Below are 21,230 nucleotides of genomic sequence, written 5' to 3'. Positions count from 1 at the left end.
CTTTTATTATAAAAAGCCCTTGAAATTTCAAAGGCTTTTATTTTTTTTAGCAATTTTTTCTGCATGATAGGCAGCCAAAGTTGCGATATTAATAATATCTGTATCGCGTCCACTAAACGGCACAATTTGCACAGATTTATTCAATCCAATTAAGATAGGACCAATAATGGTTGCTTCACCAAGTTCTTGCAATATTTTGCTAGAAATTGAAGATGAATGATATCCAGGCATTATTAAAATATTAGCTGGTTCTGTTAATTCCATAAAGGGATATTGTTGCATCAATTTCGAATTAAGAGCTACATCAGCACTTATTTCTCCATCAAATTCAAAGTCAACTTTACGTTCATGTAAAATATCAACAGCTCTCTGAATACGTTGTGTGACTTGACCTTTTATATGACCAAAAGTAGAAAATGCTAAAAACGCTACCCGTGGTTGATATCCAAATTCACGAACAAAAAAAGCTGTTTGTTCAGCTATATCAGCAAGTTCCTCAGCATTAGGATGCTCATAAACAGCTGTATCAGCAATAAACACAGTGCGTCCGCGACAAATAGCTATTGAAATACCAATTAATCGTTCTTGTGGTTTCTCATCAATTACTCGTCGTATATTTATCAAAGCCGTTTCATAATTGCGTGTTACTCCTGTAATCATTGCATCAACATCATCCAAAGCTAACATACAAGCAGAAAAATAATTACGATCATTATTGATAAGATGATAACAATCACGCAACAGCCAACCTTGGCGCTGCATCTTTTTATAAAGATATTGAGCATAAGCATCCGTGCGATAAGACAACTTTGCATTCAGAATAGAAATTCCTTCACGCTCAAGATCAATTCCTGCATTAGCAGCAGTATCTTTAATTTGTTCTTCACGACCAATTAAAATTGCTTTCCCTAGTTTTTGATGAACGTAAGATACAGCCGCTCGCATAACCGGTTCTTCTTCTCCTTCTGCAAAAACAATTTTCTTTGGTGCTTGACAAACATAATCATAAATACCACGCATCGTAGATGCAATGGGATCACGTCGAGCATTCAAGTCACGTTCATATACTTTTAAATCATGAATATGCTTTCTAGCAACACCGCTTTCCATTGCTGCTTTTACCACCGCAACTGAAACAACTGTCAGTAAACGTGGATCAAATGGAACTGGAATAATATAATTAGGACCAAATTTCAGACGATTTCCATGATACGCTTCTACAACACCGTCAGGAACTTCCTCATGAGCTAATTTTGCAATAGCTTTGGCTGCAGCAATTTTCATGCTTTCATTGATAACCGTTGCACGAACATCAAGAGCACCACGAAATATATACGGAAAACAAAGAACATTATTAATTTGATTGGGATAATCTGATCGACCTGTTGCTATAATAGCATCATCACGTATTTCTGCTACTTCTTCAGGTGTAATTTCTGGATCAGGATTAGCCATAGCAAAAATAATTGGTTGTGGCGCCATTGATTTTACCATCTTAGCGGTTAGTGCACCTTTTGCCGAAACTCCAAAAAACATATCAGCACCTTCCATGGCTTCAGAAAGCGTGCGTTTATCTGTTTTAATGGCATGAGCAGCTTTCCACTGGTTCATTCCTTCTTCACGACCTTCATAGACAACGCCTTTTGTATCACACAACAAAATATTTTCAGATCGAAAACCCATTGCCTTAATAAGCTCAATACAAGCAATTCCTGCAGAACCTGCACCATTACAGACTAACCGTGTGTCTTGCATACTACGCCCCGTTAAATGCAAAGCGTTTATGACACCCGCAGCCACAATAATTGCGGTACCGTGTTGATCATCATGAAAAACAGGAATATTCATGAGTTCGCGTAAACGACTCTCAATAATAAAACAATCAGGCGCTTTAATATCTTCAAGATTAATACCACCAAAAGATGGTTCTAAATGCCGTACTAGATTAATAAAGCTTTCTGGATCGCTCGTATCAATTTCTAAATCAATTGCATCCACATCTGAAAAGCGTTTAAAGAGAACTGCTTTTCCTTCCATCACTGGCTTAGATGCCAAGGCACCTAAATTACCCAAGCCCAAAATAGCTGTCCCATTTGATATAACAGCGACAAGATTCCCTTTTGCCGTATAATCATAAGCCATTAAAGGATTTTCAGCAATTGCTTTAACTGGAACAGAAACACCCGGCGAATAAGCAAGCGCTAGATCATGCTGTGTTGCCATAGGTTTTGTTGCAACAATTTCAAGCTTACCAGGACGATCACCCTTGTGAAAATCAAGGGCTTCTTGCTCGTGTACACTATAAAATTTTTTATATGTTGTTTGATCCTGTCCATTTTTTTTCATTTCACTTACTTTCTTAAAAAACAGCATAAACTCTAATTAACAACAAATATAATGATTAAATTTTAAAATTTGATTCGTATGCCAAAAATCGCTATGCTCACTTTATAAGAGCATCTTATCATGCGCTTCATGCTAGAGGTAATGAAGATATATCTCAAAGTAAATAAAAAAGGGCAATAAAACCTATATTAAAGGGAACAATCGTACTAAAATGGAAAAAGAGACTGAACATAAAAATGCTTCACTCCAATGCCCTACGATTCCACCCAATACTCAGCAAGAGCGCCTTACACCTATGATGGAACAGTATATAGAAATTAAAGCTGTTAATAGCGACTCTCTTCTTTTTTATCGTATGGGTGATTTTTATGAATTATTTTTTAATGACGCGATTGAAGCTGCTCAAGCCTTAGGGATTACACTCACAACACGTGGTAAACATTTAGGTAAAGATATCCCAATGTGTGGTGTTCCTGTTCATTCTGCGGATGATTATTTACAGAAACTTATTGCTTGCGGTTATCGCGTTGCCGTGTGCGAACAAATAGAGGATCCTGCAGAAGCAAAAAAACGTGGTTCAAAATCAGTTGTTCAGCGCGATGTGGTCCGCCTTATAACACCCGGAACGATAACGGAAGAAAAACTTCTTGATCCAGCGCGCGCAAATTACCTCATGACACTTGCTCGCACGATAACTAGCAGTAAAGAAGAATATGCCCTTTCTTGGATAGATATTTCTACTGGTATATTTCGAGTTACAGAAAGCCGTCAAGAAAATCTTTTAACAGATATTATGCGTGTGGATCCACAAGAGGTAATTGTCGCTGATTCACTTTTCCATGATAAATCTCAAAAAGCTCTTTTCAATGTTCTCGATCAGATTATCTCTCCTCAACCAGAAAATCTTTTTGATACCACCACTGCTGAACGAGATATTTGTCATTACTTCAAACTCTCAACTCTTAAAGGCATTGCAGATTATTCTCGCCCAGAACTTTCAGCCATTGCTGCTGCTATTCGCTATATCGAAAAAACACAAATCACACACCGCCCCCCTCTCATGCGACCTGAGCGTCAAAATGAAAGCACAACTCTTTTCATTGATGCAGCAACAAGATTCAGTCTTGAACTCATTCGAACTACATCCGGTCAACGCGATGGAAGTCTCCTAAAAGCAATTGATCGCACTGTTACGGGAGGTGGTTCACGCCTTCTTGTTGATCGCTTAATTTCTCCTCTAACAATTCCAATAGCTATCGATAAACGTCTTGATTCAATAGATTTTTTTCTGCGCAATCCTCCTCTTGCAGAAGCTATTAAACTTATTTTGAAAGGAGGGCCAGATATGCCACGTGCAGTATCACGTTTAGCGCTTGGTCGAGGAGGGCCGCGTGATATGGGTACAATCCAGCGCGGTTTTAAAATCATCAATGAAATTAATCAGCTTCTTAATAATGCATTACTCCCTCAAGAAATCCATGATGTACGAGAAGTTTTCTTACACTTACCTACCACTCTGCATTTTCATCTAGAACAAGCGCTAATTGACGATCTCCCTCTTTTCAAGCGAGATGGAGGTTTTATTCGTCCTAATTATCACAAAAAATTAGATGAAATGCGTAGTTTGCGGGATGAATCACGATGTGTCATTGCTGAACTCCAGGCACAATATGCTCAAGAAACAGATATTAAAACACTCAAAATCAAACATAACAACATTTTAGGCTACTTCATTGAAGTCACCAGCTTACAAGCGTCAGCTCTCACAAACACTCCACAAGCAAAAGCTCGTTTTATCCATCGACAAACAATGGCAAATGCTATGCGCTTCACCACAACAGAGCTTGCTGAACTCGAAAGTCGTATTGCCCATGCAGCAAATCATGCTTTAACACTTGAATTAGAAATTTTTGATGAACTCGTCGATGAAATTACCGAACAGATTGATTTCATTCGTCAAGCTTCTGAAGCTCTTGCTATTTTAGATGTATCTATCGCTCTAGCCCACTTAGCTGAAGAGCAAGGATATTGTCGTCCCAAAATTGATAATTCGTTAGCCTTTCATATTACTGCTGGACGTCATCCCGTTGTAGAACAAGCATTACGAAAACAAGTTGCAGAACCATTCATTGCCAATAACTGTAATCTTTCGGCACAAAACCGACACCTAGATGCAGACATTTGGTTATTAACAGGCCCTAATATGGGAGGCAAATCAACTTTTTTACGACAAAACGCTCTCATTGCTATTATGGCACAAATGGGCTCATTTGTACCAGCTGCTTCAGCTCATATTGGCATTGTTGATCGTTTATTTAGTCGTGTTGGTGCTTCTGATGATCTTGCTCGAGGACGCTCAACCTTTATGATGGAAATGGTTGAAACGGCAACTATTCTTAACCATGCCAGTAGCCATTCTCTCGTCATTCTTGATGAAATTGGACGAGGAACGTCAACTTTTGATGGTCTTTCAATTGCTTGGGCAACAGTTGAACATCTTCATGAAATAAACCGCTGTCGTGCTATTCTCGCTACACATTTTCATGAAATGACGGCGTTAACTAAAAAACTCAATCGCCTTCATAATGTAACAATGAAAGTTAAAAATTGGAATAATGATGTTATTTTTCTTCATGAAATCACTAAAGGTACAGCTGACCGCTCCTATGGTGTGCAAGTAGCAAAGCTAGCTGGATTACCTGAAACAGTTATTTCTCGTGCAACAGATGTTTTACATCAATTAGAACAAGGCGAAATGTCCGGGAAAGCTCATAAATTAATTGATAACTTGCCGCTATTTTCTCTTAAAGCAACACCTTTTACAAATGAAAAACATGAGAAATGTTGCGCGATTAAAGATGCTTTAAAAAATATTCATCCTGATGAATTATCCCCTAAAGCTGCTTTAGAAGAGCTCTACCGTCTCAAACAACTTGAGGAACAATAGCATAATCAATAACATTATAAAAAATACAAATGACAATGAAGCTCACTCAAAAACTTATAATTTAAAGCCAATAAAGCATTTTCATACGAAATATCGACACTCTTTCTCTATCAACTTCAAATATAAAAATAGAATATCACAATTGTAAATATACCCTTTATGAAAGAGTTCTCAGCTTATTATCATTATACCTCTCCATTATAAATAACAGTAAAACTTCATGATACTTTCATCAGGCTTCTTGAGTATCAAATAATAATGAAATGATTTTTATAGAGATAACAAAGACAATACGATCACATGCCTCATTCTTCGATGAATACAAAAACTCTATGTTTGAATATCTCATTTTACTAAGAAAAATATTTGATCTTTTTGGTGGAGCTAAGCGGGATCGAACCGCTGACCTCTTGCATGCCATGCAAGCGCTCTCCCAGCTGAGCTATAGCCCCACAAAAGACAATAAATAATCTCCACAGAATTCTTAGAACGAGACAAACTGAAGATCAAGAAAAATCTATATTAATAAATAGAACATAATCTCTTCTTGTTTCTCTTAAACATCATCATCGTTAGAAACCCCATTGCCAAGGATATCAGTAACATCATCATCTTCATCACCTTCGTCATGAGACAAAAATGTATCATCATCGACAAGATCTACATCATCATCCAATTCAGGGAGCTCATCATCTTTAGACACATCGACATCTTCTTCAAGTAACATAAAGGCAGACTTCTCAAGTGCCGTATCAAGTTCTTCAGTATCAACCTCTTCTTCATTACTTGCTTCAGCCGCTGCAACTTCAAAATAAGAACGCGGATAAGAAAGTCCTGTGTAAGGTGATACGATAGGATCACGATTAAGATCATAAAATTTCTTTCCCGTTTCCGGGTCAACACGTTTGGTTCCAAGTTCTGGCTTTGCCATAGACCGTGCCTCTTTGGTTAGTTAAATTGCATTAAAACGAATTCCATGGTGCTTAAGCGAAAAACAATGTACTTGTCAAAGACAAATACACAGTTCCACACGAATTTTCTTATGACGCTTATCAAAACATATGATAAAGGGCATCTAATTTTTGAAAACTCATGTCTCATTAAATAAAGATTCGATGTATAAAGCAATACCAGCAACTGCTAAAAAATCGACCAATCTTTCTGGCACAATCAAAATGCCAGGAGATAAATCAATCTCCCACAAAGCACTTATATTAGGAGGATTGGCACATGGAGAAACATATATTCATGGACTTCTTGAAAGTGATAATGTCTTGCGTACAGCCACCATCATGCAAGCTATGGGAGCGCAATGTTACAAGAAAAATAATCTTTGGATTATTCGTGGAACCGGTAATGGTTGTTTACTACAAGCACAAATACCTTTAAATTTCGGCAATTCTGGAATAAGTGCTCAGCTGATCATGGGACTGGTTAGTTCTTATCATATAAAAACCACTTTTCTCGGCAATGCTTCACTTTCTAAACGTCCAATGGAGCGTATCCTTAATCCATTGCGTTTAATGGGAGTTGAAACTGAACCAACTCTTGGTAATCGCTTACCTTTAACGCTTTACGGTCCCAAAATGGCTAACCCGATTCGGTACCGTATACCTATGGCTTCTACTCAAGTGAAATCAGCAATCCTTTTTGCCGGTCTTAATACTGCCGGTATTACAACTGTTATTGAACCAACTCTCACACGAGATCATACAGAAAAAATGCTACAAGCATTTGGTGCTGAACTTGATATAAAAACAGATAAAACAGGTACGCGTTCCACCTCTCTTAAGGGTCAACCACATCTAATTGGACAAATCATTAATGTTCCAGGTGACCTATCCTTAGCAGCTTTTCCAATTATCGCAGCTCTTCTTGTAGAAGATTCTGATATCACACTTGAAAATGTTCTCATCAACGACTCTAGAATGGAATTCATCCAAACATTATGGGAAATGGATGCTAAAATTGAACTTTTAAACCAACGCAAAATAGGTTTAGAAAACATTGTCGATATACGAATTAAATCATCAGAGTTAAAAGGTGTGACTGTACCAAAAGAACGAGTCTCGTCAATGATTGATGAATATCCTGCTTTAGCAATAGCAGCAGCCTTTGCGAAAGGTAAAACCATTATGTCAGGAATTGAAGAACCATGTTTTAAAGTATCAAATCGGCTTTCTGCACTTGCCGAAGGATTAAAAATCAATCATATTCATTGTGAAAGTGGTAAGGATTTCCTTATTGTTCATGGAAAAAATTCTATCAAAGGTTCAGGAGGTGGACACGTTACCACATACTTTGATCATCAAATTGCAATGTGCTTTCTTGTTTTTGGACTAATCTCAGAAAAATCTGTTATTATTGATAATAAACAGATAATTACTACCAGTTGTCCAGAATTTATTCCCTTAATGCATCAACTTGGAGGTCGAATCTATTGAAACCTTTTATTATTGCAATTGATGGCCCTGCAGCATCTGGAAAAGGAACTTTGGCAAACCAAATTGCTGCCTATTATCATCTTCACCATTTGGATACTGGTCTAACTTACCGCAGTGTTGGTTATTCGCTTTTAAAACGAAATTTGCCCCTAGATGATCACATAAATGCTGTTGCATATGCTAAAGAACTTGATCTTAATGCTTTAGATCCAATCCTTCTCAGTTCTCTTGATATTAGCGAAGCCGCATCAAAAATAGCAACCATACCAACTGTACGTGAAATTCTTGTTGCTAAACAACGTGATTTTTCAAAAAGATTACCGGGGAGCGTGCTTGATGGCCGTGATATTGGTACTGTTGTCTGTCCTCATGCAGATATAAAATTTTATATCCTAGCAAATGCTCAAACACGTGCAAAACGTCGATGCCAAGAAATTCTAAAAAAAGGAGGACAAGCAAATTATCATGAAATTTTGGCCAATCTTGAACAACGTGACAGACGTGATATGACTCGAAAATACAATCCTTTAAAACCAGCTAAAAACGCCCACTTGCTTGATACATCAGAATTGAGTATAAAAGAAGCATTGAAAGCTGCTTGCGCCTTTATTGATCCTCTTATAAAAAACCATGCAGCTAAATAAAATCATCAAGGTGATTTCCAACCTAGCGCTTATCTTTCTTTTATTAAAAGAGGGGAGGTGTGGAGTTACCTCATATCAACACTAACCTAGCGCTTATACCTTTGGCAACATGCAACATAAGGTATATATCAGGAGTTCTCATGTCACAATACAATCCCACAACAGCAGATTTTGAAACCCTTTTAATGGAATCATTTCAAACGAATGATCTTAACGAAGGATCTGTTGTTAAAGGCCGCATCATTGCAATCGAGAAAGATATGGCCATTATTGATGCTGGTCTTAAAGTAGAAGGACGTATTCCACTTAAGGAATTTGGTAGCAAAGGGAAAGATGGTTCCTTGCAAATCGGTGATGAAGTTGAAGTTTACATTGAACGTATTGAAAATGCGCTAGGTGAAATTGTGTTATCACGCGAAAAAGCACGTCGTGAAGAAAGCTGGATTCGTCTTGAAGAAAAATTCAATGCTGGAACACGAGTAGAAGGCATCATCTTTAGTCAAGTCAAAGGTGGTTTTACGGTCGATCTCGACGGTGCTGTTGCTTTCTTGCCTCGCAGTCAAGTCGATATTCGGCCTATTCGCGATGTTGCACCTTTAATGCACAATTCACAACTTTTTGAAATTTTAAAAATGGATCGTCGTCGTGGTAATATTGTTGTCTCACGTCGCGCTGTTTTAGAAGAAAGTCGTGCTGAACAGCGCTCAGAAATTGTTCAAAATCTTGAAGAAAACCAAATTGTTGAAGGTATCGTCAAAAATATAACAGATTACGGGGCTTTTGTTGATCTTGGTGGTATTGATGGCCTTTTACATGTTACTGATATTGCATGGCGACGTATTAACCATCCATCTGAAATTTTAACAATTGGTCAGACTATTAAAGTCCAGATCATTCGTATAAATCAAGACACGCATCGTATTTCGCTTGGAATGAAACAACTTGAAAACGATCCATGGAATAATATTAATACTAAATATCCAGTTGGTAAAAAAATTACTGGCGCTGTTACAAACATCACTGATTACGGTGGTTTTGTTGAAATCGAACCAGGAATCGAAGGGTTAATCCATGTTTCTGAAATGAGTTGGACAAAAAAGAATATACATCCTGGAAAACTTCTTTCCATATCACAAGAAGTAGAAGTTGTTATTCTTGAAATTGATTCTTCTAAACGCCGTATTTCTCTTGGTTTAAAGCAAACATCCGAAAATCCATGGGTAGCTTTTGCAAATAAATTCCCTGTGAATTCACAAATTACAGGCGAAGTTAAAAACAAAACAGAATTTGGTCTTTTCATTGGTCTTGAAGGTGATGTCGATGGTATGGTTCATCTTTCTGATCTTGATTGGAATCGCCCTGGTGAACAAGTTATTGATATGTATAATAAAGGTGATACCGTTCAAGCTGTTGTTCTTGATGTTGATGTTGAAAAAGAGCGTATTTCTTTAGGAATTAAACAACTTTCCAATGACAAAATGAGAGAAGCAGTAGCATCTAGCGAATTACGTAAAGGTGCCATTGTTACATGTGAGGTAATAGGAATCAATGAAAATGGCATTGATGTGAAACTTATTGAACACGATCTTGAAATCACCATCCGCCGTACTGATTTGGCACGTGATCGTGATGAACAACGTCCTGAGCGTTTTGCTATTGGACAAAAAGTTGATGCTCAAGTGACCGCATTTGACAAAAAAACCCGTAAGATTTCAGTATCGATCAAAGCCTTAGAAATCGCAGAAGAAAAAGAAGCTGTTGCTCAATATGGCTCTACAGATTCAGGAGCTTCTCTTGGTGATATTCTTGGTGCAGCTTTAAAAAAGCAAGAACAAGATTAATCATAAAACAAAAGGCCACTATACAATTAGTGGCCTTTTATTCTCCATTAGGAATTCTCTTTTAACCCTTTAATTTTTTCTACAAAAAATTTAAAAACTTACAATAAAAACAAAAACTTATTTTTAATGAAATGAAGTGTTCACTTATTGAGATAAAATACCAACAGTCTATTGAGTAAATAACACATCATCGAATGGCAATAGAACATTATGGTACCCCGATTACATCGCATGAAGTGGTTTTCTTTCCAAAAGACAAAAATTCATTATCTCGATGAGACTAGTTCCCCTATTCGCTCAACTAATAAATCACAAGAAGAGCTTTATAAGTTAGGATATAATATAGCCTCCGGCCAAGAAATCTTGCTTCCTGAATATAAAGAAGAAGAAAATGATTTTCGCAAACGATTAATTAAAAATGCTAAACTTATTCTCCATGTCTTTCACATCAACGATGTTGCCGCACGTAATAATGAAACAATTGCACTATCCGCCCAGTGGCTTATTGATAATCATTATACTATTGATAAAACTATACAGCAGCTACGGTGCAATTTTTCTAAATCTTTCATCAAGCAACTCCCCCTTTACGAACAGAAAAAAGAAATTCCACGTATTTTTGCTTTAGCCTGGCTTTATGTTGCCCATACAGATAGCAGGTTTTCACAAGAAACACTGACAGCAATGGTTAATGGTTTTCAAAAAGTTTGTACTCTAAAAATTAGTGAATTGTGGGCTCTCCCTTTTGTTGTTCGTATGATATTAATTGAAAATATCTGCCGTCTTTCATTGCGTATGGAACAAGCACGGTATATGCATTCTCTTGCTAATCAAGTAGCCGATAAAATTGCCCTTGCAAAAAATGAAACTCAATTAAATATTCTCATCCTTTATGAAAAACTAACCTCTCATTCGATTTTTTCAGCTCATTTATTTTATCGCCTGCGAGGTGCATCTGTTGATTCAACAACAGCATTAACCTGGCTTGAAGAACAGTTGTATCTTCATGGCAGTAGTCCAGAAATGATAACAGCTGATGAACATACTCGTCAAACAACAGATGGTATAACCATGAGCAATATTATTCGTGCTCTCAAAACTATTGATGATGTTGATTGGACGGAATGGTTTGAAACAGTAAGTTGTGTAGACTTAATCCTACGTGAAAATAGTGATTTTTCTGAAATTGATTCTCATTCACGTAATGCTTATCGACAAGTCATCGAAAAAATCGCCCATCGCTCACCTCTTAGTGAATTAGAAATTGCACGTAAAGCTGTAGAGATGACAAAAACTTGCTCTCAAGATGTTACTTGTAAAAATAATTTTTCTGTTGGATGGTACCTTGTTGATGATGGACGTTCTATTTTTGAAGAAGCTTGCGGATACAAACCATCATTTCTGACAAAATGGATACAAACCTATTACCGTTTAAAAATAGGAACCATTGCCATTCCTATCTTTCTTTTAATGTTCGTTCTTTTGTTCGCGATCTATACTTCATTACAAACATCCGGTCTGACACCATTAATGACACTCCTTTTCACTGCACTGACACTTTTTCCTACTATGGACGCTTCTTTTGCTTTTTTTAACACTATTGTTTCATGGTTTGTTCCACCAAAACAGCTCATTGGTTATGAATATAAAGCAGGTATTCCCGAAGATGCACGCACAATGGTTGTTGTCCCCACTTTAATCACATCACGTCATGATATCGATGAACAAATACGTAATCTTGAAGTGCACTACCTTTCTAATCCTCAAGGTGCCATTCATTTTGCTCTTATCACAGACTGGGCAGATGCTCCATTTGAAGAAACACAAAATGACCTTGATCTGTTACACTATGCACAAAAGGGTATTGCTCAGCTGAACCAACGCTATCAGCGTGATAGCATCCCCCTATTTTTTCTTCTTCACCGTCGACGTCTTTATAACGCTCATGAAAAATGCTGGATGGGATGGGAGCGCAAGCGTGGGAAACTTCATGAACTTAATCTCTTACTCCGAGGAAATGAAAATACGAGTTTTTATGCTCCAGATCCGCACCTTCCTATGGATTGTCGTTTTGTTATGACTTTAGATTCAGACACACGTCTAACGCCTGAAAGTGTCACTAGACTTGTTGGTAAGCTCAACCATCCACTTAATTGCCCCATTTTTTCTGAAAAAAATGGGGTAATTGTAAAAGGCTACAGTATTTTACAACCCCGTATTACACCTCCTCTCACAGCAGAAGAAGAAACATCAATTTTGCAACGAATTTTCTCTACCAATCGTGGAATTGATCCTTATGTCTTTGCTGTATCTGACACCTATCAAGATCTTTTAGGAGAAGGAACTTTTACCGGAAAAGGGCTTTACAATATCGATGCCTTTGAACAAGCACTGAAAAACAAAATCAAAGAAAATACTGTCCTCAGTCATGACCTTTTGGAAGGAAGCTATGCACGCACTGCGCTTGTAAGCGATGTAGAAATCATTGAAGATTATCCAACGGCCTATAACGTTGATGTCATTCGCCATCACCGTTGGATCCGTGGTGACTGGCAGTTATTGCCTTATCTTTTAAACCATCATACCATAAGTCTCACAACGCGCTGGAAAATGCAAGACAATTTGCGTCGTTCTCTCACACCACTCATGTGGCTTATTGCAGCAATAGTAGGATGGTCTTTTTTACCGTTAAAGATAGCAATTGTTTGGCAAATATTTCTGCTTTTCAGTCCTTTCATTGCGCAAATTTTAGGTGTCTTTCGTACGTTTATTCCCTCCAATAGTGATTATTCTTTATGCGGACAGTTGCAATTAATTTCAAGTAGTATTTCCTCCACGATATTAGAAATATTTCTTAAAATTACATTTATAGCCCATTCAGCTTATTTTATGACTGATGCAATCATCCGCGCACTCTATCGCATGATGATCTCAAAACAGTATCTTCTTGAATGGAAAACTTCAGCTGCAACGAAATTAATTCCTAGCAGTTTAAGTTTCTATATCATCACTATGTGGCCAGCAGTATTTATTGGTATTATTGCTATAGGATTACCTCTATTTTTTCATAATTCAACAATATTGATTGCTTTACCCTTTGGGCTTCTATGGTTTTTCTCACCACTGATTGCATGGATTGTCAGCAAACCAACAACATTTCAAGATGTTCTTGATATATCCTCCACAGATAAAAAAATACTAAGGTGCATTGCACGACGCACATGGCTTTATTATGCAACCTTTGTTAATGCACAAAATAATTATTTGCCACCTGATAATTTTCAAGAGGAACCTGAACCTCTTGTTGCACAGCGCACATCACCCACCAATATCGGAGTGTACCTACTTTCTGTTATTGCCGCACGTGATTTTGGTTGGATTAGCTTTGAAGATGCCATTACGCGAATTAAGTGCACATTAAGTACCCTTGAAAAAATGGAAAAGTTTCGAGGTCATTTGTATAATTGGTATGAAACAGATACACTTAAGCCTCTTCTACCAACTTATATTTCAACGGTTGATTCAGGCAATCTTGCTGGCCATTTAATAACTCTGTCTTCTGCTTTAAGCGAATGGGCTGAAACACCTGATACTTTTTTACAAAGCGATCTAGATGGTTTATTCGATATCAGTAATATTATTGAAGAAATCTTAAAAGAAATTCCTGACAATCTCAAGTTTCCTCACCCATTTCGTCAACAGATCAAAGAGCATATTGCTAATTTTCATCACTCTGTTAGTGAACTCAAAGCAAAACCAGCAGCCGTTATAAATATCTCTCGTCTTTCCATTACTGCTCGTAACATTGTACATTTAATCAATAGACTGGATAAAACAATCCAAACAAAAGAATCTGCTTATATATTATCTTGGGCTAAATTCCTGATAGAAACCTGTGAAGCACATAACCATGATATTACCAATAACTATGATATTAAAGAATTATGCAAAGAATTAAATACTTTATCTGAAAAAGCTCGACAAATAGCTTTCGATATGAAATTTGATTTTTTAGAACAGACTGAACGCCAACTTTTATCTATTGGCTATCGCGTACAGGAAAATAAACTTGATGAAAGCTGCTATGATCTTCTAGCTTCAGAAGCACGTCTCTCAAGCTTCTTTGCTATCGCTAAGGGCGATATTAAATTCAAACATTGGTTTCGTCTTGGCCGATTACTTACCCCAATTGGTTGGAAAAGTGCTCTATTATCATGGTCAGGATCCATGTTTGAATATCTTATGCCTTCCCTCGTTATGCGTGAACCCTTAGGATCCATACTTGATCAAACAAATCGGCTCATTATTCGCCATCAAATACAATATGCGCGCAAACGAGGATTACCATGGGGTATTTCAGAAGCTGCATTTAATACTCGTGACCACTTAATGAATTATCAATATTCTAATTTTGGTGTTCCAAGTCTTGGGCTTCAACGTGGCTTATCACGCAATGCTGTCATTGCCCCTTATGCTAGTATTTTAGCTGCACAATATATGCCAACTCAATCTACCGCTAATCTAAAACGCCTGCGTAATCTTGGTGCTTTAGGAACATACGGTTATTACGATGCTATTGATTTTACTCCTTCACGTGTACAAAAAGGAGAAAAATATGCTATCGTGCGTAACTATTATGCACATCACCATGGCATGTCAATTCTTGCCATTAATAATATCATTTTTGAAGGGCGTATGCGCAATCGCTTTCATCGTGATCCAATTATAAAAGCTGTACAACTCTTATTACAGGAAAGAGCGCCACGACAAACTCCTGTCATTCATACTAAAATGAACAATCCTATACACAATAGCTCTAGAGGTTTTGATGATACTCCTGTACGCATTATTACAAATCCCCTTTTTAAACCTAGAGCAACTTTACTTCTATCGAATGGTTGTTATTCCATAATGACGACGGCAAATGGTTCTGGTTATAGCCGTTGGCATAATTATGCCATCACGCGTTTTATTCCTGATGTATCAGAAGATCAACAAGGAACTTTTTTCTTTGTCCAAGATACATATAATAAATCCTGGTGGTCTATCACTAGTGAACCAACACGTATAGCCGAAGAAGAAGTAGTTAGTATTTTTACAGATGAAAAAGCTGAATATACAAAAACAGTTGATGGCCTGAAATCAATACTTGAATGCCTTGTTGCTTCTGAAGGTGCTGGTGAAGGTCGACGTATACAATTAATGAATACAACTCACAAAGACCGAATAGTTGAAATAACTTCTTATGGTGAGTTAGCACTCGCAACAATGGACGATGATCATGCTCATCCTGTTTTTTCGCGGATGTTCATAGAAACAGAAATTCTTGATTCAGGTGGGACAATTTTAGCTAAAAGACGCAAACGTTCTCCTCACGATCCTAATATTCATGTCGCCCATTTTGTTACTGATCCATCAGGAATTATCCCAGAAGCAGAAGCAGAAACTGATCGTCGCATTTTTATTGGCCGTGGTCGATCTATTCATCACCCAATTGTCTTTGACCAAAATACTCGTTTCAAGGGTAATCAAGGGTGTGTTCTTGATCCGATTATTTCAATCCGTTGTCGTGTAAAAATTCCAGCATATGAAAAAGCAGAACTTATTTTTTGGACTTTTGCTGCCGATTCAAAAAAAACACTACAAAACTATATTGAGCATTATCGACAACCTCATATGTTCCAGCAAGAATTATCAAAGGCATGGATACATTCACAAGTTTCACTGTATCAAAACAATATCAGTCCTAAAGAAGCTATTACTTATCAAAAATATATAACACCACTTATCTATCCTGATCGAACATGGCGTCTTCCTCCTGAAATATTAGCAAAAACTCTTGGAAAACAATCTGATTTATGGCCAATGTCTATTTCAGGAAATTATCCTATTTTCCTCCTCAGAATTGATAATGAAACGGATATCACTGTACTGAGCGAACTTCTTAAAGCATATGAGTATTGGCGTATGCGAGGTCTCATCGCTGATATAGTTATTTTAAATGAACAGACATTTTCTTATCTACAAAATACACAACGTGCCATTAAATGGACATGTGAATCTTACCGTCACCGTACAAAAGAAATGAATGGACAACATCATATTTTCACCCTCCAACGCGATCAAATGAGTGAACAAAGTTTGAAAACACTTCTCGCATCAGCCCGTATTATCTTACATGCCCAAAATGGATCTTTATCTGAACAATTGAAACGTATAGAAAATATTGATTCCAATTTAGTGATACGCAGTCATAGTCAAGAATCTAATCATAAATTAAACCACAAAAAATATAATAAAAGAACACAAAAAAAACCACAAGCCAAACCAAACCTATTTGCTTCTATTGCTCTCATTGACCAACAGAAAACTTCTTCTTTTCCCATACCGAGCGAAGATCTGCGTTATTGGAATGGTTATGGTGGTTTTAATCAGGATAACCATTACGTAGTGCGTTTGAATGGATGCCAAACAACACCACATCCATGGATTAACATAATTGCAAACCATAGTTTTGGCTTTCATGTATCCGCTGAAGGAGCACTCTTTACCTGGGCTAATAACAGCCGTGACTACCAATTAACACCTTGGAGCAATGATCCCGTTACCAATCGTCCAGGAGAAGCACTCTATCTTGTTGATCGTCTATCTTTAAAATGTTTTTCTCCAGTTTCTGCCGTCGAATGTGATGACAATGTCATTTATGAAGCGTGCCATGGTTTTGGATTTTCAACTTTTAAGTCTACACATTCAGATATTGCATTAGAACTTACCCACACTCTTAATGGAGAAAAGCCAATTCGTTTTTCTCGTCTCATCATTAAAAATGAAGGAAAAAAACCACGTAGTTTACGCCTTTATAATTATGCTGAATGGGTTTTAGGAAACATCCGTACACAATATGCGCCCTTTATTATTCCCCATTACGATCCTAAACGTGGTGCACATTTTATCCAAAATCCTTATCACATTGAAAAATCTCAACAAGTTACTTTCTTATCAGCATCCGAAATGCCAACCAGTTTTACTACTGATCGTACTGAGTTTATCGGCATAACAGGAACCATTCAACATCCACAAGCTATCCGTGAAGCTGAAGCACTTTCAAATACAGTAGAACCAGGTCATGATCCTTGTTCAGCACTCGCCTATGATATCGATTTACAACCAGGAGAAACAAAAGAAATTATCTTCTATCTTGGCAACGCTGAAAATATTCAAAAAGCTGAAAAACTACTAGACCAAGTGCATAAAAATGATTTTAAGATTCTCCTCGCACAACAAAAACAAAAATGGAATGATTTTGTTTCTCCACTACAAGTAAAAACCCCTGATCCCTCTTTTGATATTATGGTTAATCATTGGTTACCCTATCAAGTTTATACATGTCGTTTGATGGCACGCTCAGCTTTTTATCAATCTAGTGGAGCATTTGGTTTCCGTGATCAATTGCAAGATAGTTTATCTTTATTACTGCTTGAACCACAATTAGCACGTGAGTATTTATTAAATGCAGCAGCACACCAATTTCCTGAAGGAGATGTACAGCATTGGTGGCTTCCTGATACAAATGCTGGTGTCCGCACACTTATTTCTGATGACATCGTTTGGCTTGCTTATGGAACAGCCTTATATGTTCAAACCACTGGCGAAACTGAATTTCTTGATACTTTAGTTCCTTTCATCGAAGGTCCCCTCTTAACCACAGAGCAACAAGATGCTTATTTCCAACCTACACAATCCTCTAACATTACAACACTTTATGAACATTGTGCTTTAGCTTTAGATCTCGCCATCAAGCGCTGTGGACCACATAATCTACCTCTGATTCTGGGTGGTGATTGGAATGACGGTATGAACTTGGTGGGCATTGAAGGAAAAGGTGAAAGTATCTGGCTGGGATGGTTTCTTGGAACTGCTTTACAAGCATTCATTCCTCTTGCTAAAAATCGTAATGATCATAGCCGTGCAAAAGCCTGGAGTGCATATTTAAAGCGTCTCATTAAAGCTCTAGAAGAAAAAGGGTGGGATGGTGCTTGGTATCGACGTGGTTATTTTGATGATGCAACTCCTTTTGGCTCTAAAATAAATGATGAATGTCAAATTGATGCTATTGCTCAATCTTGGGCTGTAATTTCCAAAATGGCAGCTTCTAACCGTCAAAAACAAGCAATGACATCACTGCTTGATCACCTCTATGATGAAAAAACTGGCCTCATACGCCTTTTCTGGCCACCTTTCAACGAAAGTGCTCTCGAACCAGGTTATATTAAAGGGTATCCTCCAGGAGTTCGAGAAAATGGTGGACAATATACTCATGGTGCCATTTGGAGTATTTTAGCACTTGCTGAAATAGGAGAGGAAGATAAAGCTTACATGCTGTTTTCAAGGATAAATCCTATCAATCATGGTCAAAATCCAGAAGTTTATCGTGTTGAACCTTATGTCACGGCTGCAGATATTTATACAGTTGAGCCATATCGTGGACAAGGTGGCTGGACATGGTACACAGGCTCAGCAGGATGGCTTTATCGTGCAGCAACACAAACTATTCTTGGAGTTCACCTGCAAGCCGGAAAGTTATTTTTACGCCCACATTTACCCTCCTTCTGGCCTGAATATGAAGCAAAAATGAAATTTCACAGTGCTGTTTATAAAATTAAAATTAGACGAGCAAATAAAAACATGATTAGTATTAACGGAAAAGAATACAATAAAATTGATAAAGGCATAAAATTAAAAAAAACAGGCAAGCATGAAATTATATATACCCTAGAATCATAAATAAATGAAAAGCTTTTTATATTGCTCAAAACTATAAAATTGTTATAGTTTATGCATTTCTTGTAATGGTGCAAAATGCATAACAGTTTTAAATTTTACTCCACGAATAAGAGCAAAGGTCATGAATTGTACAGATATTGCTAGACGTGTCTATAATCATACGTGGAAACATGATCCAATCATCCGTTCTCTTCTTGATACAGATTTTTATAAACTTCTTATGGTGCAGATGATCTGGGGATTGTATCCAGATGTTAAAGTCACTTTCTCTCTCATAAACCGCACAAAAACAATTCGCCTTGCCAATGATATTGATGAAAATGAGTTGCGCGCTCAACTTGATCATGCCCTTAGCTTGCGCTTTACCAAAAAAGAAATGATTTGGCTTGCTGGTAATACATTTTATGGACGTAAACGAATTTTTGAACCAGAGTTTCTACAGTGGCTTGAGAAATTTCAGCTTCCAGAATATGAATTAACTCGCAAAGATGGTCAATATATTCTCCGTTTTGATGGACCATGGGCTTATAGTTCTATGTGGGAAATTCCTGCTCTTGCTATCATTAGTGAATTACGTTCACGTGCTGCTATGAAAAATCTTGGTCTTTTTGCACTTGATGTGCTTTATGCTCGTGCCAAAGCAAAAATGTGGAGCAAAATTGAACGACTAAAAAAACTGCCCGATATTAAAATATCTGACTTTGGGACTAGACGTCGGCACTCATTTTTATGGCAACGCTGGTGTGTTGAAGCTTTAAAAGAAGGAATTGGTAATTCTTTTACAGGTACTTCTAACGTCCTTCTAGCCATGGATACAGATTTAGAAGCTCTTGGTACCAATGCCCATGAATTACCAATGGTTATTTCTGCTCTTACCAATAATGACGATGATTTACGTAAAGCGTCTTATAAAGTCTTACAAGATTGGAATCGTTATTATGGTGGTAACCTTTTAATTGTTTTGCCTGATGCTTTTGGCACAGAAGCTTTTTTACGAAACGCCCCAGAATGGGTAGCGGACTGGACAGGTTTCAGACCCGACAGTGCTCCACCTATCGAAGGAGGTGAGCGAATCATCAAATGGTGGCAAGAAAAAGGAAAAAACCCACGTGAAAAATTATTAATTTTTTCTGATGCTTTAGATATAGACACAATTGAAAAAACTTATCACCACTTTCACGGCAAAGTCCGTATGTACTTTGGATGGGGAACTAATCTTACTAATGATTTTGAAAATTGTGCACCTAAAAATATTCCAAACCTTGAAGCCATTTCTCTTGTTTGTAAAGTCACCCATGCTAATGACCGACCAGCTGTAAAACTTTCGGATAATCCCGAAAAAGCTATTGGCGATCCAAAAGAAATACAACGTTACTTAAATTTTTTTGGGAATGAACAACGCATTGCTAAGCCTGTAAAAGTTTAACCATTAACTCATTTGTATCAAATAACTTCTGAACAGTAAACTTAACCAATAAAATATTCCTTTTTAAATATAAAATAAGATCATAATCTTCATGATCCAGTCTTCCCTAATTGGAATCACACTTCCTGATACAGTAATTATTTTTAATGAACGTAGCAGTCTTATAATATTCTGAAAAATCTTATAAAGTGAAGTACCGCTTTGATATTCATAAATACTGAACTTTTTAAAATAAGTTAAAGAAAAATACTTTTTGTCAGTAAAATTTTTCATTTCGATCATATTTAAGAAGATGGACGCGTTATAATATAAAGAGCAATCAGCAATAAGATAACCGCAACTAATAAAATAAGCCATAAATCTGGATGGATGATCACTAAAAACGATAAAAAACCACCCAGCATACTTATCACTGCAAAAATCTTGATAGATAGTGGAATAGCTTTTTTTTCCTCCCATTGTTTAATAGGAGAACCAAAAATTCTGTGATTACACAACCAATGGTGAAAACGTGGTGATGAACGAGCAAAACACCATGAAGCAACTAATAAAAAGGGCACTGTAGGCATAATAGGTAGAATGATACCGATAAAACCTAATACAATCATTACCCATCCTAATATAGAATAGCAAATACGGAGAGGACGAGATATCTTAAAATCTTTCTTCATTATTTGTCACTGTTTTTTCTTGCTCAGATACTATTGTGCAAAATATTTTTACTATGAAAATTTAATACATCATCATCTCTCTGCACAATAAATCAGTCAATACATTCTCAGTAGTAATTGTTTTCCA

9 protein-coding genes and 1 tRNA gene are annotated in these 21,230 nt (G+C 37.0%); 6 read left to right on the top strand and 4 right to left on the bottom strand.

The annotated features are described in order from the left end of the window. Positions 1-27: 27 nt before the first annotated feature. Positions 28-2,346 carry an NADP-dependent malic enzyme gene (locus tag ACJTDF_RS07150; protein WP_407965574.1) on the bottom strand — a complete coding sequence of 773 codons (2,319 nt, stop codon included), beginning with the start codon at positions 2,344-2,346 and terminating at the stop codon, positions 28-30. A 211-nt stretch (positions 2,347-2,557) separates the two neighbouring features. Between ACJTDF_RS07150 and mutS the strand changes: the two genes are divergently transcribed. Beyond that, the gene (gene mutS / locus ACJTDF_RS07145) at positions 2,558-5,293 is read left to right on the top strand and encodes a DNA mismatch repair protein MutS (protein WP_407965573.1); all 2,736 of its coding nucleotides are present in this window, start codon (positions 2,558-2,560) and stop codon (positions 5,291-5,293) included. 376 nt (positions 5,294-5,669) lie between these two features. On the opposite strand, the gene ACJTDF_RS07140 is transcribed toward mutS, so the two are convergent. Continuing rightward, a tRNA-Ala gene (locus ACJTDF_RS07140) sits at positions 5,670-5,745 on the bottom strand. Positions 5,746-5,849: 104 nt separating this feature from the next. After that, positions 5,850-6,224 (bottom strand): TIGR02300 family protein, encoded by a 375-nt coding sequence (locus ACJTDF_RS07135; RefSeq protein WP_407965572.1) that lies wholly within the window; start codon positions 6,222-6,224, stop codon positions 5,850-5,852. A 184-nt stretch (positions 6,225-6,408) separates the two neighbouring features. Here ACJTDF_RS07135 and aroA point away from each other — a divergent pair, with 184 nt between their 5' ends. The 5 genes from aroA (at position 6,409) to pncB (ending at position 20,432) form a co-directional block, all read left to right on the top strand. Beyond that, positions 6,409-7,737: a 3-phosphoshikimate 1-carboxyvinyltransferase gene (gene aroA, locus ACJTDF_RS07130; RefSeq protein WP_407966247.1), complete on the top strand. Its 1,329-nt coding sequence runs from the start codon at positions 6,409-6,411 to the stop codon at positions 7,735-7,737. Continuing rightward, entirely contained in the window at positions 7,734-8,381 is a 648-nt protein-coding gene (cmk, locus tag ACJTDF_RS07125; RefSeq protein WP_407965571.1) for a (d)CMP kinase, read from the top strand. The genes aroA and cmk overlap by 4 nt, the downstream gene beginning before the upstream one ends. Positions 8,382-8,521: 140 nt before the next feature. Continuing rightward, positions 8,522-10,222, top strand: coding sequence for a 30S ribosomal protein S1 (gene rpsA / locus ACJTDF_RS07120; protein ID WP_407965570.1), 1,701 nt, complete (start codon positions 8,522-8,524; stop codon positions 10,220-10,222). A 210-nt stretch (positions 10,223-10,432) separates the two neighbouring features. Continuing rightward, entirely contained in the window at positions 10,433-19,006 is an 8,574-nt protein-coding gene (locus tag ACJTDF_RS07115; protein ID WP_407965569.1) for a GH36-type glycosyl hydrolase domain-containing protein, read from the top strand. Between the two features lie 121 nt (positions 19,007-19,127). After that, the gene (gene pncB / locus ACJTDF_RS07110) at positions 19,128-20,432 is read left to right on the top strand and encodes a nicotinate phosphoribosyltransferase (protein WP_407965568.1); all 1,305 of its coding nucleotides are present in this window, start codon (positions 19,128-19,130) and stop codon (positions 20,430-20,432) included. A gap of 284 nt (positions 20,433-20,716) precedes the next feature. On the opposite strand, the gene ACJTDF_RS07105 is transcribed toward pncB, so the two are convergent. Next, a complete protein-coding gene (locus ACJTDF_RS07105) occupies positions 20,717-21,103 on the bottom strand; it encodes a YbaN family protein (RefSeq protein WP_407965567.1) in 387 nt (128 codons plus the stop codon). Positions 21,104-21,230: the final 127 nt, after the last annotated feature.

This window comes from Bartonella bennetti, assembly GCF_045945445.1.
GTDB lineage: Bacteria > Pseudomonadota > Alphaproteobacteria > Rhizobiales > Rhizobiaceae > Bartonella.
The sequence above is the reverse complement of the archived record's forward strand: the minus strand, read 5'-3'. Positions and strand labels throughout refer to the sequence as shown.

Bases quoted from the DNA above. Each gene is read 5' to 3' on its own strand.
- ACJTDF_RS07115 (WP_407965569.1), top strand. From the start codon at position 10,433: ATGGTACCCCGATTACATCGCATGAAGTGGTTTTCTTTCCAAAAGACA.
- ACJTDF_RS07150 (WP_407965574.1), bottom strand. From the start codon at position 2,346: ATGAAAAAAAATGGACAGGATCAAACAACATATAAAAAATTTTATAGT.
- ACJTDF_RS07135 (WP_407965572.1), bottom strand. From the start codon at position 6,224: ATGGCAAAGCCAGAACTTGGAACCAAACGTGTTGACCCGGAAACGGGA.
- rpsA (WP_407965570.1), top strand. From the start codon at position 8,522: ATGTCACAATACAATCCCACAACAGCAGATTTTGAAACCCTTTTAATG.
- pncB (WP_407965568.1), top strand. From the start codon at position 19,128: ATGAATTGTACAGATATTGCTAGACGTGTCTATAATCATACGTGGAAA.
- mutS (WP_407965573.1), top strand. From the start codon at position 2,558: ATGGAAAAAGAGACTGAACATAAAAATGCTTCACTCCAATGCCCTACG.
- aroA (WP_407966247.1), top strand. From the start codon at position 6,409: ATGTATAAAGCAATACCAGCAACTGCTAAAAAATCGACCAATCTTTCT.
- ACJTDF_RS07105 (WP_407965567.1), bottom strand. From the start codon at position 21,103: ATGAAGAAAGATTTTAAGATATCTCGTCCTCTCCGTATTTGCTATTCT.